Origin of the sequence: Mucilaginibacter straminoryzae (assembly GCF_022953055.1) — a bacterium.
Classification (GTDB): domain Bacteria; phylum Bacteroidota; class Bacteroidia; order Sphingobacteriales; family Sphingobacteriaceae; genus Mucilaginibacter; species Mucilaginibacter straminoryzae.
In genome coordinates this window covers 181,946-196,916 of record NZ_JALJEJ010000009.1, presented here as the reverse complement: position 1 = coordinate 196,916, position 14,971 = coordinate 181,946, and the positions used below count along the sequence as shown (strand labels likewise).

At 45.1% G+C, this 14,971-nt stretch carries 18 protein-coding genes; 9 read left to right on the top strand and 9 right to left on the bottom strand.

Annotation, left to right across the window (positions count from 1 at the left end; all coding sequences use genetic code 11):
* Positions 1-155: 155 nt before the first annotated feature.
* Entirely contained in the window at positions 156-374 is a 219-nt protein-coding gene (locus MUY27_RS17165; RefSeq protein WP_245132066.1) for a hypervirulence associated TUDOR domain-containing protein, read from the bottom strand.
* Between the two features lie 772 nt (positions 375-1,146).
* On the opposite strand from MUY27_RS17165, the gene MUY27_RS17160 reads away from it, so the two are divergent.
* Complete coding sequence (locus MUY27_RS17160) at positions 1,147-1,479, top strand: hypothetical protein (protein WP_245132064.1); 333 nt, start codon at positions 1,147-1,149, stop codon at positions 1,477-1,479.
* A gap of 18 nt (positions 1,480-1,497) precedes the next feature.
* Here MUY27_RS17160 and MUY27_RS17155 read toward each other — a convergent pair whose 3' ends face one another.
* Positions 1,498-1,704: a cysteine-rich CWC family protein gene (locus MUY27_RS17155; protein ID WP_245132062.1), complete on the bottom strand. Its 207-nt coding sequence runs from the start codon at positions 1,702-1,704 to the stop codon at positions 1,498-1,500.
* Positions 1,705-1,936: 232 nt separating this feature from the next.
* Positions 1,937-2,308 (bottom strand): methionine-R-sulfoxide reductase, encoded by a 372-nt coding sequence (locus tag MUY27_RS17150; RefSeq protein ID WP_245132061.1) that lies wholly within the window; start codon positions 2,306-2,308, stop codon positions 1,937-1,939.
* A 233-nt stretch (positions 2,309-2,541) separates the two neighbouring features.
* Between MUY27_RS17150 and eno the strand changes: the two genes are divergently transcribed.
* From eno to MUY27_RS17125, 5 genes are all read left to right on the top strand, one after another.
* Positions 2,542-3,846, top strand: coding sequence for a phosphopyruvate hydratase (gene eno, locus MUY27_RS17145; protein WP_245132059.1), 1,305 nt, complete (start codon positions 2,542-2,544; stop codon positions 3,844-3,846).
* Between the two features lie 91 nt (positions 3,847-3,937).
* Entirely contained in the window at positions 3,938-4,114 is a 177-nt protein-coding gene (locus MUY27_RS17140; protein ID WP_245132057.1) for a hypothetical protein, read from the top strand.
* Positions 4,115-4,446: 332 nt separating this feature from the next.
* Complete coding sequence (locus MUY27_RS17135; RefSeq protein WP_245132056.1) at positions 4,447-4,950, top strand: hypothetical protein; 504 nt, start codon at positions 4,447-4,449, stop codon at positions 4,948-4,950.
* Positions 4,951-5,136: 186 nt separating this feature from the next.
* A complete protein-coding gene (locus tag MUY27_RS17130; RefSeq protein WP_245132054.1) occupies positions 5,137-6,417 on the top strand; it encodes a DEAD/DEAH box helicase in 1,281 nt (426 codons plus the stop codon).
* A 39-nt stretch (positions 6,418-6,456) separates the two neighbouring features.
* Positions 6,457-6,780, top strand: coding sequence for an FtsB family cell division protein (locus MUY27_RS17125; RefSeq protein ID WP_338042692.1), 324 nt, complete (start codon positions 6,457-6,459; stop codon positions 6,778-6,780).
* Positions 6,781-6,793: 13 nt separating this feature from the next.
* Here the strand turns inward: MUY27_RS17125 and MUY27_RS17120 are convergent, their stop codons facing one another.
* Genes MUY27_RS17120 through MUY27_RS17105 form a run of 4 tightly spaced genes read right to left on the bottom strand, consistent with a single transcriptional unit; the run spans position 6,794 to position 11,199 of the window.
* Entirely contained in the window at positions 6,794-8,920 is a 2,127-nt protein-coding gene (locus MUY27_RS17120) for a putative porin (RefSeq protein WP_245132052.1), read from the bottom strand.
* Positions 8,913-9,734 (bottom strand): purine-nucleoside phosphorylase, encoded by an 822-nt coding sequence (locus MUY27_RS17115; protein ID WP_245132050.1) that lies wholly within the window; start codon positions 9,732-9,734, stop codon positions 8,913-8,915. The genes MUY27_RS17120 and MUY27_RS17115 overlap by 8 nt, the downstream gene beginning before the upstream one ends.
* The gene (gene lpxK / locus MUY27_RS17110) at positions 9,697-10,758 is read right to left on the bottom strand and encodes a tetraacyldisaccharide 4'-kinase (RefSeq protein ID WP_245132047.1); all 1,062 of its coding nucleotides are present in this window, start codon (positions 10,756-10,758) and stop codon (positions 9,697-9,699) included. The genes MUY27_RS17115 and lpxK overlap by 38 nt, the downstream gene beginning before the upstream one ends.
* Positions 10,759-10,785: 27 nt before the next feature.
* Positions 10,786-11,199, bottom strand: a complete 414-nt coding sequence (locus MUY27_RS17105; protein WP_245132045.1) for a glyoxalase superfamily protein — start codon at positions 11,197-11,199, stop codon at positions 10,786-10,788.
* Between the two features lie 72 nt (positions 11,200-11,271).
* On the opposite strand from MUY27_RS17105, the gene MUY27_RS17100 reads away from it, so the two are divergent.
* Positions 11,272-12,201 (top strand): cation diffusion facilitator family transporter, encoded by a 930-nt coding sequence (locus tag MUY27_RS17100; RefSeq protein ID WP_245132043.1) that lies wholly within the window; start codon positions 11,272-11,274, stop codon positions 12,199-12,201.
* 126 nt (positions 12,202-12,327) lie between these two features.
* On the opposite strand, the gene MUY27_RS17095 is transcribed toward MUY27_RS17100, so the two are convergent.
* The gene (locus MUY27_RS17095; RefSeq protein WP_245132041.1) at positions 12,328-12,759 is read right to left on the bottom strand and encodes a DUF5606 family protein; all 432 of its coding nucleotides are present in this window, start codon (positions 12,757-12,759) and stop codon (positions 12,328-12,330) included.
* 86 nt (positions 12,760-12,845) lie between these two features.
* Positions 12,846-13,283: a peptidylprolyl isomerase gene (locus MUY27_RS17090; RefSeq protein ID WP_245132039.1), complete on the bottom strand. Its 438-nt coding sequence runs from the start codon at positions 13,281-13,283 to the stop codon at positions 12,846-12,848.
* Positions 13,284-13,411: 128 nt separating this feature from the next.
* Here MUY27_RS17090 and MUY27_RS17085 point away from each other — a divergent pair, with 128 nt between their 5' ends.
* Together MUY27_RS17085 and MUY27_RS17080 are read left to right on the top strand one after the other, a co-directional pair.
* The gene (locus tag MUY27_RS17085) at positions 13,412-14,674 is read left to right on the top strand and encodes an asparagine synthetase B (protein ID WP_420846909.1); all 1,263 of its coding nucleotides are present in this window, start codon (positions 13,412-13,414) and stop codon (positions 14,672-14,674) included.
* Between the two features lie 37 nt (positions 14,675-14,711).
* Positions 14,712-14,971, top strand: a 260-nt coding sequence (locus tag MUY27_RS17080; protein ID WP_245132037.1) for a hypothetical protein, incomplete at its 3' end; no start/stop codon positions are given.

Here is a 14,971-nt window from a genome sequence, read left to right as displayed (position 1 = left end):
TGCTGGGCAAGCTCCAATATGCCCAGCTTGTTCTTGATGATCTTTGCTTGTGTTGTCATTATTCTAATCTCAGTTACGTTCTTTAATTAATCGTAACTGTCAGATTAAATCGTGACTATCTCAATAAATGACAAGGGCCCGCATTATTGGGTAACTTATTTTTTCTTTGATCCTTTGCTCAGCTCGCTTTCAGATTTGATCACCTTACTGCCCTTGCTGGTTTTTATTTCATAAGCCGGTTCTTCTTTACTGGCTTTACGCTTTACATCGGCACCTTTGATCTTTTTCTCCACCGTCTTCTCTGTTTTCTTTTCGATAGTGCCTTCGCCTTCGCCCTTACCCCAGTTCCATGTTACTTTATCTCCCTTTTTCATCGTCTTCAAATTTATTATATCAATTACAGCTGAAATTGGCGGGTAGTTTTGTTGGTTGTAAAGAAAAGTTTGTTTCGGCTAATAAATTGGATGTGTCATCTCGATCCGCCAGTTGGCGGAGAGAGAGCTTCTTCGACTTACTGTTCAAATCAAGAAGATTTCTCCTCGTGCCTCGTCGAAATGACAGAAAGCCGTAGTAGCTCCTCTCCAAAGGAAAGGGAATAAAAAGTCCTCCCTTTTGGGGAGGATTAGGAGGGGTTTATTGCGGTGAGTATTTAATTCTACTATTTTAGGGGTATTTGATATGCCCCGCAAAAAAAAAGCCGGGTCCATCAGGGCCCGGCTGCGTTTCAGAGTGATTGATTTATATATTATATGATAGAGGTTGGGAAATGCTTTAGCGCTTAAAGCAGCTCCCTGAACACGTGCAACATGATTTCAACCTTTTCTATGTAGAAGATAATGAAGGTGATAAGTAGCGTTGTCATGATAATCTTGTTGTTGATTTACAATTCAAAGATGGGGCAAAAACGCCTGCAGGGGTTAGTGCTTTTAGGTGAACGGCGGATTTTTTTCGGTGAAAAGTTGAAGCAATGGGGGTGAATAGGGCAGTTGGAAAGGGAAGCCGGAAGTAAGGAGCGGGGAGCGCAGCATTAACTGGGTGAGGATTTAAGCAAATGCCACAGCAAATTTAGCTCGAAGCGTACAATAGGAATTAACCGAACTAATCGAACGCTTTGTTGTTAGGCTTCTGGAAACAGCACCAACAGGAATGACAACAGCAAAAATCATCAGGCACCGCCATAAATACCACCATTATTTGAATGACGATCTGAAATCGGTGAAAGAGGAAACGCACTTTAAAATCGTATTCTCAGAACCAAAAGAATTGGATCTGTTTAAAGAATGGATTCAGCAGCACGGTGGGGAATACAACTATAACAAAGAGGAAAGCAGGCAGGAGGGCAAGTTTCCGAAGGTTCCGCAGTTTCATGACGAGATCTGCTGGTGCGACATCATGACTTATTACCTGATGCACGTAGCCGGGTACAAATTTTATTCTACCATCCACCCTTACAAGGGCGAAGTATATCTGAAGGACTGAACGACTATAGACGAAAGATTAATGACTGCCTATATGAGACAGGTATTCTTCCTTTAATTCGGCTAAACACTTTGCGCATAAACAACCATCGTACAACTCGCTGATGTACTGCGTTTCGTTAAGTGTAAGCTGCACGGTGGTACACTGGCACTTGTTGTACGAATTCGCTTTACACTCGAATGTGGCGCCGCACCTGTCACAACCGATGATCTCGTGTTTGGTCATTGCTCAAAGTTAAAATCTTATTTGCCTTAGTATAAAAAGTCCTCACCATCCGGGGAGGATTTAGGAGGGGCCGCTCTTACTTGATAACCCCTCCCTAACCCTCCCGCTGGGAGGGAATTTAACCGCTCTACTTATGCGTCAGACTGAAACAGCTCCTTAAAACAAAAAGCCCCTCTCTTTAAAAGGAGCTTTAGAGTCCTCCCCTTTGGGGAGGATTTAGGAGGGGCCCTTCTTACTTCACCAGCGGTACAAACTTCATAGAAACAGAGTTGACGCAGTGGCGTGTATTTTTGGCGGTAAAACGTTCGCCTTCAAATACGTGTCCAAGGTGTGCACCGCAGTTAGCGCAAAGGATCTCTACCCGGCGGCCGTCGGCATCCGCTTCCCGGCGAACTGCTCCGGATATCTCATCGTCGAAACTTGGCCATCCGCAGAAAGATTCAAACTTATCTTCAGAGCGGTACAGCGGCGCATCGCAGCGTTTGCACACGTAAACGCCTTGCGCTTTATTGTTTAATAACTCGCCGGTAAAAGGCCGTTCGGTACCTTTGTAAAGAATCACGCGTTCTTCGTCGGGAGTCAGGTCGTTATATTTCTTATCCATAGTATTTGTATTATAACAAAAATACGGCTATCCGGGTGTGCCGGATGTTAACAACCGTGATGTTTACACCATGCTGACATCTTTTATAGGCGGCCTCATCCGCAAAACTGCTGTTGCTGAGCAGTGTGTATTAACTTAACGGAATTTTAACCGTATCAATTTATTTTTTTAAACTATCTTAGCACGCGAAAACGAATGTACTTTATACACTAACCATAAAAAGTTATTTTAAAATGAGTCTGATCATTGATGTTCATGCCCGCCAGATTCTGGATTCTCGCGGTAATCCAACAGTAGAAGTTGAAGTGTTAACAGAGAACGGTGCATTAGGCCGTGCTGCAGTACCATCTGGTGCTTCTACCGGTGCGCATGAGGCAGTTGAACTGCGCGACAACGATAAGTCTAAGTACATGGGCAAAGGGGTTTTAAAAGCCGTTGCTAACGTAAACGATATTATTGCTAAAGAACTTCAGGGTATTGATGTGTTTGAGCAAAACACCATTGATAAAATTATGCTGGAGCTGGATGGTACCGAAAATAAAGGTAAGCTGGGCGCTAACGCTATCTTAGGTGTTTCATTAGCTGCTGCCAAAGCTGCTGCGCAAGAAAGCCGCCAGCCTTTATACCGTTACATTGGCGGTGTAAACGCAAACACGCTTCCTATCCCGATGATGAACATCGTGAACGGCGGTTCGCACTCTGATGCGCCTATCGCTTTCCAGGAGTTCATGATCATGCCGGTTGGTGCGCCTTCATTCTCTGAAGCATTACGCTGGGGTGCCGAAGTATTCCATAACCTGAAAAAAATTCTGCACGACAGAAACTTGTCTACCGCGGTAGGCGACGAAGGTGGTTTTGCACCAACCTTTGCAGGTACTGAAGATGGTGTTGAAACCATTTTATCTGCCATTGAAAAAGCAGGTTACAAGCCTGGTGTAGATATTTGCTTAGCGTTTGACTGTGCTGCTTCTGAGTTCTATGTAGACGGTAAATACGATTACACTAAGTTCGAAGGCGATAAAGGTGCCGTACGCACCAGCGCAGAGCAGGTTGAATATTTAGCCCAACTGGCAGAGAAATATCCGATCATTTCTATCGAAGACGGTATGGCCGAAGATGATTGGGATGGCTGGAAATTATTAACAGACCGTATTGGTGATAAAGTACAGTTAGTAGGCGACGATTTATTTGTAACCAACGTTACCCGCCTGCAGCAAGGTATTGATAACGGCGTAGGTAACTCTATCCTGGTTAAAGTAAACCAGATCGGTTCTTTAACTGAAACCATCAACGCGGTATCGTTAGCACAAACTCATGCCTATACTTCGGTAATGAGCCACCGTTCTGGCGAGACTGAGGATGCAACTATTGCCGACTTAGCGGTAGCATTAAACTGCGGCCAGATCAAAACCGGTTCAGCATCACGTTCAGACAGGATCGCAAAATACAACCAGTTACTGCGTATCGAAGAAGAATTGGGCGCAAACGCTAAATTCATCGGTAAAGACTTTAAATTCTTTAAAAACCGTAACAAATAGTAATTGCGAATGGTTGGCTAAGTAATTAGTCAGCTAATTCTAAATAATACGAAACGCCCTGGCAGTATAAATGCCGGGGCGTTTTTGTTGTATGAAGAAGTCCGTTATAAAGTTTTTGCAGGGTGGCTGGCAAAAACCAGTTTGCCACGTCTGCCGCATTTACCATATCTGCCGCATTCGCCACATTTACCACATTCGCCACATTTACCAGGCGGCCATAGGTTTTCTGACTTTTAAGTCAGGATTTGGTGAATGGTTGATGAAGTGAGTAGTCAGCCAATTTGAAATATAAAGAACGCTTTGGCAATTTAGACTGCGGGGAGTATTGGGTTAATACTATTCTGATGCTGGTTGGTACTTATCTATATTAAATGGCTTAGTCTTTTTGGTAGTGTTTTTAATTTGAGCGATGGGGGCATTATAACTATTTTTAATACTAATATTTTTAATTTTTGTCTATAATCGCGAGTTACTATTAACAAAATATGGGCAAAAAACTATCCGCACTAAATGCGCTAAGTCACAAATTTCGTTTTTACTTTAGGGATTGCTAATAACGGGAGGGTTGTGTAGGTTAGGATATTGATTAAACTTTAACCAATGGACGAAGAACTTAAAATTAAGATTTTAGATAAAAGCGTTATTTACAGGGGAACTATTATTGATATAGCAATTACCTTAGAAAAAAGCATTGAAAGGAGTATAATCAGATATATAACTCCGGACTTCCCAACGCAAGTAAAAATCATTAATCAGTTATCTGATTTTTTGTCATTTGAATCGAAAAGAGCGTCTTTGAAAAGCATTTGTGACCAGCAATGCATTGAGAAAGGCATTTCAAAAACAAATACTAAGGGATACCCACATTCCAAGTTATTTAATGAAATAGCAGAATTAATGAAAGTACGTAATGTTTTTGCTCATTACCTTACTTTAACATTTGGGGAAGCGCAAGTTAGATTTCCAGAGATTGGGTTTATACATTTCAAATTTGCCACCGATGTTAAATGGTATAATGACAATTCAATTTCTGATTTAGTGAAACGCTTTAAAGATGCGATAGTAGAAATAGATGCCTTGTCTTCATTTGATGGAAAACAATAGCATCATAGACAAGTATTTCTACAGCTACTAATGTTACACCCCTTCAGAAAATTTCAAACCGAGACACTACTGCTTCTTTTCCTGACCGTTGTATTGCAAACAAAAGCGTATCTTTGCGTAAGAAATCTGGCCGTAACCATCAACTTACCTTCACAATCTGGCCGGATTTGAATTACACAACATTACATGACATTTCAGGAACTTAATTTAATAGAGCCAATTCTTCGGGCTTTAAAAACAGAAGGATATACTACACCAACACCTATTCAGGCCCAGGCTATCCCGCTGGTACTGCAACGCCGCGACCTGCTGGGCTGCGCGCAAACCGGTACCGGTAAAACTGCTGCCTTTTCTATCCCGCTGCTGCAGATCTTATCGCAGGAGCGTACCAACCATAAAGAACCTAAAGCCATCAAAGCTTTAATTCTTACCCCAACCCGCGAACTGGCTATCCAGATAGACGAAAGCCTGGCTGCTTATGGCCGCCATACCGGCCTAAAGCACATGGTAATCTTTGGCGGGGTATCGCAGAACCCGCAGACCGATGCCTTACGCAGAGGCATCGATATCCTGGTGGCGACACCGGGGCGCCTGTTAGACCTGATGAACCAGGGCTACGTGCACCTGAGCCAGCTGAAGGTGCTGATATTGGACGAAGCCGACCGTATGCTGGATATGGGCTTTGTGCACGATGTAAAACGCATCATCGCTAAAGTACCTGCCAAAAGGCAAACGCTGTTCTTCTCGGCTACCATGCCTAAAGAAATCCAGCAACTGGCAGATACCATCCTGAATAACCCTGCTAAAGTGGAAGTTACCCCTGTTTCTTCTACCGCAGATACTATTAACCAGTCGGTTTTCTTTGTAGATAAAGGCGACAAACGCGCCTTGCTGAACCACATTCTGAAAGATAAAAGTATAGAGCGCGTATTGGTGTTTACCCGTACCAAGCATGGTGCGGATAAAGTGGTGAAAGATTTAAATCGCAATGGCATCACCGCAGAAGCTATTCACGGTAATAAATCGCAGAACGCCCGCCAGCGTGCCTTAAATAACTTTAAAAGCAGCACCACCCGCGTATTGGTAGCTACTGATATCGCAGCCCGTGGTATTGACGTGGACGAACTGACCCACGTGATCCAGTATGAACTGCCCGAAGTGCCCGAAACCTATGTACACCGTATTGGCCGTACAGGCCGCGCCGGGGCAAACGGTATCGCCTTTGCCTTTTGCGACGAGGAAGAAAAAGACCTGCTGAAAGATATCCATAAGCTGATTGCTAAAACCATCCCGGTTGACGAATCGCACCCTTATCCATTAAAGCAGCTAACGCCGCAGGAGCGTATTAAGAAAGACCTGGAGAAAAGCAAGGTAAAGCAAGTGCCATCATCCAGCGAGCGTAACAAACAAAAGCGCGGAAACGGCAACCGCAGGTGGGGAAATAAAAGACCGGCAAAGGCCCAGTAAGGGTATTGCTTTAGTTAAAATTATTTCATTAAATTTATCATGAAATTTCAACCGCTTCAGATGAAACGCCTGCTGGATCTTTTGCGCAACAAATACTTCCTGGTAACCGTTGCTTTTGCCATTTGGATGATCTTCTTTGATAAGAATGATATCTACTCGCAGTACCAGTATCATCAGCAGTTAAGCAAGCTAAAGCAAGAGCGCGATTTTTATCAGAAAGAAACCGCCCAGGTTGCCAAAGACCTTGACGAGCTGACGTCTAATAAAGCAAAACTGGAGAAATTTGCCCGCGAAAAATACCTCATGAAAAAAGATAATGAGGATATTTTTGTGATCGTAAAAGAAAAGAAGGAAGATAAATAATCCGTCTTTTCTTTTATTGATAGAACGTCCACGACACCCCAAACACTAACAAGCGCGAAGGCATAGGGTAACGGTTAACGGTGTAATAACCATCGCTGAACAGCCCCTGGTTGGCATAGTTGTACTGTACCAGTATGTTGGTACGGTACAGTGCTGCTTTCAAATAAGCGGTGGCTACCGGCATCGAATTAAAAGTAACATTAGCTCCATTGTAGAACTGCCCTAAACCGGTTGCATAAGAAGGAGCAAGGTATTTAGTATTGTATCTGACGGTACTCCCGAGTGTCAGGTCGAGGATGGTAAAAAACCGGTGATTGTAGTATAAGTTGCTGTAGGTATAAACATCGGGCGTACGCAGGATGCTGGCGTTATCTGTTTTCTGGTAAACTACAAAGTTATCGAAATGCCAGTGCCCAAAGCTAAGGTTCTTTCCCGCGCTGATCTTGAATAAACTGATCGGGCTGCCTGCCTGAGCCGGATGCGCATCTATACCGCCATTTGTAGAGGTGAAATACAGGTAATCGTTCAGTAAGAAGTATTCGGCCTTCAGATCAAACTGTAATTTGTTATTAATATAGTTGAAGGATAAACTGGTAGTTTTTTGCTTGTTGAAACTATAGGTGTTGAAAATATAGTGATTTGATATCCAGTTGGTATAAGCAAATGGCGCTTTATTACTTTGCGAGTAGGCCTCAAGAACAATCCGGCCTGTTTTGGCATTACCGGCCAGGTTTAGCTTGGCATCGTACAGAAAGTCGCCGAAGTTGTAACCCTGGGCCACCTGCTGCAGGTTAGCATCTAACCCAACCCTGTCGCTGAAACGATACCCTAGCCGTGCTTTAAGTGTTATATTCTGGAAACTCGAGGCTGCTTTGTTTACGCGCTGCGTTATTTTAGATCCGAATTGTGTAGTCACCGAATCAAGCACATTCTGGCTGTAGCTGTAAAAATCGTGCACCAGGCCCAGATCGACTTTCAATTCGTTCTTAACAAAGTTTACCGATTTACCTCTCAGGTAGAAGCTATAGGTAAACTCGTTTTGCAGGTGGCGCAAAACCAGCGAATCCCGCGAACCGGTTGCACTATAGAAGTAATCCGGGAATACCTTGTAAGTATCTTTTTCGTTCTGTAAAAACTTAAACTGTTGAGTATTATAATGAAAAGTGTGCGAGATCCGATTGGTCGGTAATACTTTAGAGGTATCAGAACCCTTACGTAAGCTGTCTATTCTCCCGATGTAATAAAATTGCTTTACATACAAACCGGTAGATGACCAAATGTCTGCAGCGGTAGTTAATTTAACCGGGTAACCGTTGGCGCTCAACGGTGGGCTTTTTGTCGGGTCACGGTTATCAAAAACTTCGTCGTTTACCAGGCCGCCGTTTTGCGGCGATTTTAACGTATTAAAAATGGCGTTGGCAAGCAGGTTGTAACGTTTGTTTTTTGATTCGTACCAATTGAACAGTGCGGCATTAATGTGGCTTACCGCCTGGCGCAGGTAAATACCGTTTGACCCGATCACATTAAAATTAGCCCCGACGTTCCAGTTCGGTTTTACGTTTTGCGTATGTACCAGTTTGAAGATCTGCTCTGTTCTGCCCCCGCCGATGTAATACAGATTGGTATAAGGTACCCTTGCCCGGTAATATTGAATATCAGACGGGTTGAGCAAATACAAATCCAGCGTGTGTAAACCCAAATCAAATCCTACGCTTTTTTGTGGCTCAAACAACAGTGGGCGTTGCGGCAAGCCGGTGTTACCCAGGCTAATGCGCGGACTGCGTGGCTGGTACAGCGGATTATAATTCTCAAAGTTTACGGCGGTGGTATCTAAGGGGAAAACCTGCGTGCTATCGCTCAGCAAACGTTCGTTGGTTACCTTGATGAACTTTGAAGTAAAGATAACGGTATCGCGCTGACGCTCTTCTTTTCTGCGCAGGCTGTCTAGTAGTTCATCGTCGCTTACCTGCCGGGCGGGTTTAAGCGTGTCCCTACCAAAAGTAGACTGCTGCCCGGGATAGTTTTGTTGCCCGGGGTATGTTTGCTGGCCGGGAGGATACGTTTGCTGTACCTGTGCCATTGCGGGCGCAGCAAGGCATAGCATCAGCAAGAAAAGATAATATCGCAACTGTTTATGCATCAATACCGGCAATCAGCTCTTTAAGTATCTGTGTCATTTTAGGTTCCGCGCCGGATGCCACCTCCAGAATTTCTTCTAAAGATACCGGTTTCAGCGTTTCAGGGAATCCCTCGTCTGTCAGTACGGATATGGCAAATACAGGCAGGCCCATGTGGTTAGCCACAATTACTTCCGGTACGGTACTCATCCCAACGGCGTCGCCGCCAATGATCCGTAAAAAGCGATATTCTGCACGTGTTTCCAAACTTGGTCCTGTTACGGCAACATAAACGCCGCGGTGGCAGGTAATATTATTGTCAGATGCGATATTCAGCGCCTTTTCAATCAGCCTGAAATTGTAAGGTTCGCTCATGTCCGGAAAGCGCGGACCTAAGGCATCTTCGTTTACGCCTACTAAGGGATTATGGCCCTGCAGGTTGATGTGATCTTCGATGATCATCAGGTCGCCCTTTCTGAATGCCGGGTTCAGCGCGCCGCTGGCATTAGAAACAATCAGCATTTTAATGCCCAGGGTTTTCATCACCCTTACCGGGAAAGTGATCTGCTGCATGTTATAACCTTCGTAATAATGCAGTCGGCCCTGCATAGCCACTACGTTTTTACCGGCCAGCTTACCAAAGATCAGCTTACCCGAATGGAATTCTAAAGTAGAGATGGGAAAATCAGGGATGTTGGCATACATCAATTGCTTTTCAATCTCCATTTCCTTCACCAGGCCGCCAAGTCCGGTACCCAGAATGATACCGATCTCTGGTTCGAAATCGCCGATGCGGCTTTTAATATATGCTGCTGTCCGTTGAATGTTGTCTAACATAATCTGTAATTAATTGATCAAATTGCTCGCGCCCGTTCAAAAACTGCACCTCAATAGGTAATACCCATAATGGCAGGCGGGCAAGCAAGGGTTGAAATATATCGTCCTTAAGCCGTTGGGCATCTTTCTCGGTAGTAATCACTACTTTATCAGTACCTGCTTCGGCTTCAAAAGCTTCAGCAAGTTTAGCAATATTTTTTAAGCTGAACTGATGATGATCCGGATATTTATGGTGGACAATATGCGAACTGTATTTGGCCAGGTATTGTTTGATGGGTTCGGTAGTTGCGATACCGGTAAGCAGGAATATTTGCGTAGTTGAAGTGATGGTAGCTTCAACCGGCCTACCTTTCAGATCTGCAAACCTGCTGTAGCTGATGCCGGTAAAGAACAGGCTTTGGTAGGGGTAGGGCTTCAGGCGGTAATAGATTTTTTCCATTTCAGCCTTGCCTAAGGCCAAAGGACATTTACTGACCACCAGGATGTCTGCACGTAACCGGCCGCTCATGGGTTCGCGCAAATCGCCGGCCGGGAGTAAGAAGGCTGGCTCATTCAATTTTGCGTAGTCGAATAAAAGGATGCTTAAGCCTGGTTTTACCGCTCGGTGCTGATAAGCATCATCCAGGATGATCAGCTCATGGTGATCCTTCAGGCGGTTAATTCCGGCTACGCGATCTTCACAAACAGCTACCGTAAGATCTGGAAATTTCTGCTTGAATTGAGCGGGTTCGTCGCCCACCTGTGCTGCCGTGCTTGATGGTCCCGCCAGTAAAAAGCCTTTGGTTTCGCGGCCATATCCCCGGCTTAACGTAGCTATCTTTTTCTCGTTGCTTAATAACCGTACCAGGTACTCTGTCATTGGTGATTTACCTGCACCACCGACCGCCAGGTTGCCTACCGATATTACGGGGATTTCAAAGCCGGTGCTTTTAAACCAACCCGCGTCATAGCACCAGTTACGGATAGTTACAACCAATCCGTACAACCAAGAAATTGGAAGTAATAGCCAGCGCAGGTATTTCATAAACAGACAAAGATAGGAATGTGCCGGTTAAGATGGCTGGATAATTGTGCCATCCTCCTGTTCTGTGTCAGTCGGCTTTTCACGCTCTTCAAACGTAATCTGGTTATTGCACGGGTCTGTCACCGTCATGTTGATACTATCTGGCGCCCATTCGGGAACGTCCAACCCGGGACGGTTGTATTTATACTTCGCTTCTATCAATTCGCTATGCCATGCACGCAGACCTTTATAATCCGAAACGCGGACATGGGTGCCTGGTGTGCCGTCGCCATGGTGCTCGGACAGGTTCAGGATGACGCCGTTCTTAGCCAACTGCATAAAAACAGGAGCGTTATCGTGAAAACGGTGTTCCCATTCAATTTTAAATCCTAACCAGTTCACGTAAAACTCTATGGTTTTTTCGTAGCTGTAAAAACGGAGAATAGGGATAACGGTAGGCATAATATAGGATGTTGATGTGTTTAAAAATAACAAAAAAGAACTTTCGTTATACCTTATCTGTAGATTTGTATTATGGCCCATACGCATTCTCATCACGGACATGATCATCACCACGACCATGCCCCAAAACTCGACCATATTGGTAAAGCCTTTGTAATCGGTATTATTCTGAACACCGCTTTTGTAATACTCGAGGCAGCCATTGGTTTGTGGCAGGGTTCACTTTCGTTACTGACGGATGCAGGCCATAACCTAAGCGATGTGGCCAGCCTGGCGCTGGCGTTGCTGGCCTTTAAGCTAACCAAGGTGAGTTCGAACAAGCGCTATACCTATGGTTATAAACGTTCTACGATATTGGTGTCCTTACTTAATGCGGTGATCTTATTGGTGGCTATCGGGTTGATTGCCTATGAAGCCATTGTGCGTTTCAGTCATCCGCATCCCATCGAAGGCGGAACGGTGGCCTGGGTAGCGTTGGTAGGTATCGGCATTAACGGGATTACGGCCTATCTTTTTGTGAAGGATAAAGACAAGGATATCAACATTCGCGGCGCTTACCTGCACATGGCAGTAGATGCCATTGTTTCTTTGGGTGTTGTGGTATCGGGTGTAGTCATCTATTTCACTCACTGGTATGTGTTGGATAGTATCGTCAGCCTGGTTATCGTTGCGGTGATCATTGTCGGTACCTGGAGCTTGTTAACCCATAGCCTGCGGTTGGAGATGGATGGGGTGCCTGTAGCAATGGACCTGGAAAAAATTAAGCACGAGCTTTCGAAGGCAGAAGGGGTTGTCGACGTGCATCACGTGCACGTTTGGGCACTAAGTACTACTGAAAATGCGCTTACCGCACACGTAGTAGTTAATTCAGAGAGCATGCAGCGGTTTGATGAAATTAAGGAGGATTTGCGCCATCGTATGCTGCATCTGGAAATTACACATACCACTTTCGAACCCGAATTTGCGACCGAACACTGCGAGCAGCTGAAATGTAGTGTCTGATTTAGTTTTTAGGTTGGAAGGTTGTAACGTTGAAATGTTACTATAGGTCTTAAAATGAAAAAGGTTGTAACATTGATAGTTAGCTAACTTCATCAACATCACAACCTTTAAACTTTTCAACAAAGATTATTCCGCTGTTTCTTCAGTTGCTGCAGACGGAGCTTCTTCTGAAGCAGTTGCCTCGTTAAATTCCGGGCGGTCTTTCAGGATGCTATACCAGCTGATCACTTTCTTAATATCAGAGCTGTATACCTTTTCCTCGTCGTGTGTAGGGGCAATGCCTCTGAAATATTCACGCAGGGTTTTGCCATCTGCCTTAGCATCCGGCGGGGTAACTGCGCCTTTCATGGTTTCAAAAATGTCGGTCAGCTTCAGGTCGTCATCTTCGCCAAAGATGGTGATCTCGTCTAATGCTGCCAGTTTAGCGGTAGAAAGGTTAACTACCAGTTTGGTTTTTTGTGCATCAAGGCTTTCCAAAATAAAACCGGTTTTATTTTGTGCCAGGGCTTTCCATAAGCCAGGTTTGCCAGATACAGCTACTATTCCGTGTAAATTCATGTCTATGCGGTTGGTGCATAGCGCGTGGCGACGGGCGTATGTGCATCTTCAGGCACTTTCCGCTCTGCGCCTTGCGCTACGCGCAATTACTCTTCAATAACTTCTATACCTGTAATTTTATCGCCCTGACGGATCTGATCAACTACTTCAACGTTTTCAATCACTTTACCGAAGCAGGTGTGGTGACGGTCCAGGTGGGCAGTGTTATCACGGCTGTGGCAGATAAAGAATTGAGAGCTGCCGGTATCGCGGCCTGCGTGTGCCATTGATAATACGCCGCGGTCATGGTATTGGTTACCGCCGGTTAATTCACATTTAATTCGTTTGCCAGAACCACCTGCACCGGTACCGGTTGGGTCGCCGCCCTGGATAACGAAATTAGGGATAACGCGGTGGAAAGTTACGCCATCATAAAAGCCGGATTTTGCCAGTTCTAAAAAGTTGGCAACAGTATTTGGTGCATCCTGATCGTAGAACTGCACGGTCATATCACCTTTTTCGGTCTTGATTATTGCTTTGCTCATAATATTCAAAAATAGGAAGACAAAGGTAGCAATTTGAAATTGAAGGTTTGACAATTTGAAAATTAGATGGATTGTTGCTGCGGGCAATACCATTTCCGTTATTTCGTTACATTTGAATTAATTCGTTTATGCCATTTAAAAAAGATTTTCTTGTTTTTTGCCTGCTGCTTTTTGCGCTTTGCACAAGAGCGGCTTCTATCCTGATCCCGATGGATGAGACGCAGAAAGATCACCTGAAATCGTACGGCCTGGCTTACTGGACGCTAAAGAACGGACAAGAGATCGAGTGGTTGCTCAACTATCGCGGCGGCAGTTTCTTAATGAAGTACGACCAGAAGATCGAAGGCGAATGCAAGATCCGTGGCGTAAGTTATGAGGTTGTTGCCGATGCAAAGGTAAACAGCATTTTAAACGAGATTAACGATCCCTCCGCTAATATGGATGTGGTGAAGCTGGAGAAAGCGCCCAGGATGGCGGTATATTCGCCCAAAAACAAACTCCCCTGGGATGATGCCGTTACCCTGGTGTTGAAATATGCCGAGATACCGTACGATGTATTGTATGATGAAGAGGTAATTCGCGGTGACCTGCCTAAATACGATTGGCTGCACCTGCACCACGAAGATTTTACCGGGCAGTACAGCAAGTTTTACGGTACTTTCCGTTACGCTCCGTGGTATGTGGAAGACGTAAAGGTACAGGAAGCTATGGCAAAAAAACTCGGGTTTAAAAAAGTGTCGCAGATGAAGCTGGCCGTAGCCCAGCATATCCGTGATTTTTGTTCGGGTGGTGGCTTTTTATTTGCCATGTGCAGCGGTACCAATACGCTGGATATTGCCCTTGCTGCGGCAGGAACTGATATTTGTGAAACCATGTTCGACGGTGATGCAAGCGATCCAAATGCGCAGCGGAAACTGGACTATACGCAAACCTTTGCCTTCCAGAACTTCAGCATTGATATGAACCCCTATTCGCACTCGTTTGATAATATCGACGTTACCCAAACGCGGCAGGTAGAGCGTGCGAACGATTTTTTTACCCTCTTTGATTTTTCTGCCAAGTGGGATGTAGTGCCCAGCATGCTTACGCAGAACCATGATAAGGTGATCAAAGGCTTTATGGGGTTGACGACTGCTTTTAACAAGAACTTTCTGAAACCCGGCGTTACCATCATGGGCGAGATGAAAACGGCAAACGAGGCGCGCTACATCCACGGCGAGTATGGCAAGGGGCAGTGGACGTTCTACAGTGGCCACGACCCTGAAGATTACCAGCATGCCGTCGGCGACCCGCCCACCGATCTAAAGCTTCACCCCAACTCGCCCGGCTACCGCCTGATCCTGAATAACGTGCTTTTCCCTGCTGCTAAAAAGAAGAAGCAGAAAACGTAAGCCCTTTATAACCAACCATATCATTGCGAGGATCCCGATGGCTATCGGGAAACGTGGCAATCTTTTAGCTTCCGTTAACCATCCACTTGCGCGCGATGCTTACAGAATAGGTGTAATTCTCTCCGCTTTGGCGACGGTAAGGGAGGTTCTCGAAATAACCCTTCGACAAGCTCAGGGTGACAAATTATTTAAATATTATCCACCTTGTCATGCTGAGCTTGTCGAAGCATCTCATCCACTTGCGCGCGTTTGTAACGCGAGCATTAGAAGGTGGGACGATTCAATCGTCGCAAATTG

Bases quoted from the DNA above. Each gene is read 5' to 3' on its own strand.
- MUY27_RS17165 (WP_245132066.1), bottom strand. From the start codon at position 374: ATGAAAAAGGGAGATAAAGTAACATGGAACTGGGGTAAGGGCGAAGGC.
- MUY27_RS17160 (WP_245132064.1), top strand. From the start codon at position 1,147: ATGACAACAGCAAAAATCATCAGGCACCGCCATAAATACCACCATTAT.
- MUY27_RS17155 (WP_245132062.1), bottom strand. From the start codon at position 1,704: ATGACCAAACACGAGATCATCGGTTGTGACAGGTGCGGCGCCACATTC.
- MUY27_RS17150 (WP_245132061.1), bottom strand. From the start codon at position 2,308: ATGGATAAGAAATATAACGACCTGACTCCCGACGAAGAACGCGTGATT.
- eno (WP_245132059.1), top strand. From the start codon at position 2,542: ATGAGTCTGATCATTGATGTTCATGCCCGCCAGATTCTGGATTCTCGC.
- MUY27_RS17140 (WP_245132057.1), top strand. From the start codon at position 3,938: ATGAAGAAGTCCGTTATAAAGTTTTTGCAGGGTGGCTGGCAAAAACCA.
- MUY27_RS17135 (WP_245132056.1), top strand. From the start codon at position 4,447: ATGGACGAAGAACTTAAAATTAAGATTTTAGATAAAAGCGTTATTTAC.
- MUY27_RS17130 (WP_245132054.1), top strand. From the start codon at position 5,137: ATGACATTTCAGGAACTTAATTTAATAGAGCCAATTCTTCGGGCTTTA.
- MUY27_RS17125 (WP_338042692.1), top strand. From the start codon at position 6,457: ATGAAATTTCAACCGCTTCAGATGAAACGCCTGCTGGATCTTTTGCGC.
- MUY27_RS17120 (WP_245132052.1), bottom strand. From the start codon at position 8,920: ATGCATAAACAGTTGCGATATTATCTTTTCTTGCTGATGCTATGCCTT.
- MUY27_RS17115 (WP_245132050.1), bottom strand. From the start codon at position 9,734: ATGTTAGACAACATTCAACGGACAGCAGCATATATTAAAAGCCGCATC.
- lpxK (WP_245132047.1), bottom strand. From the start codon at position 10,758: ATGAAATACCTGCGCTGGCTATTACTTCCAATTTCTTGGTTGTACGGA.
- MUY27_RS17105 (WP_245132045.1), bottom strand. From the start codon at position 11,199: ATGCCTACCGTTATCCCTATTCTCCGTTTTTACAGCTACGAAAAAACC.
- MUY27_RS17100 (WP_245132043.1), top strand. From the start codon at position 11,272: ATGGCCCATACGCATTCTCATCACGGACATGATCATCACCACGACCAT.
- MUY27_RS17095 (WP_245132041.1), bottom strand. From the start codon at position 12,759: ATGAATTTACACGGAATAGTAGCTGTATCTGGCAAACCTGGCTTATGG.
- MUY27_RS17090 (WP_245132039.1), bottom strand. From the start codon at position 13,283: ATGAGCAAAGCAATAATCAAGACCGAAAAAGGTGATATGACCGTGCAG.
- MUY27_RS17085 (WP_420846909.1), top strand. From the start codon at position 13,412: ATGCCATTTAAAAAAGATTTTCTTGTTTTTTGCCTGCTGCTTTTTGCG.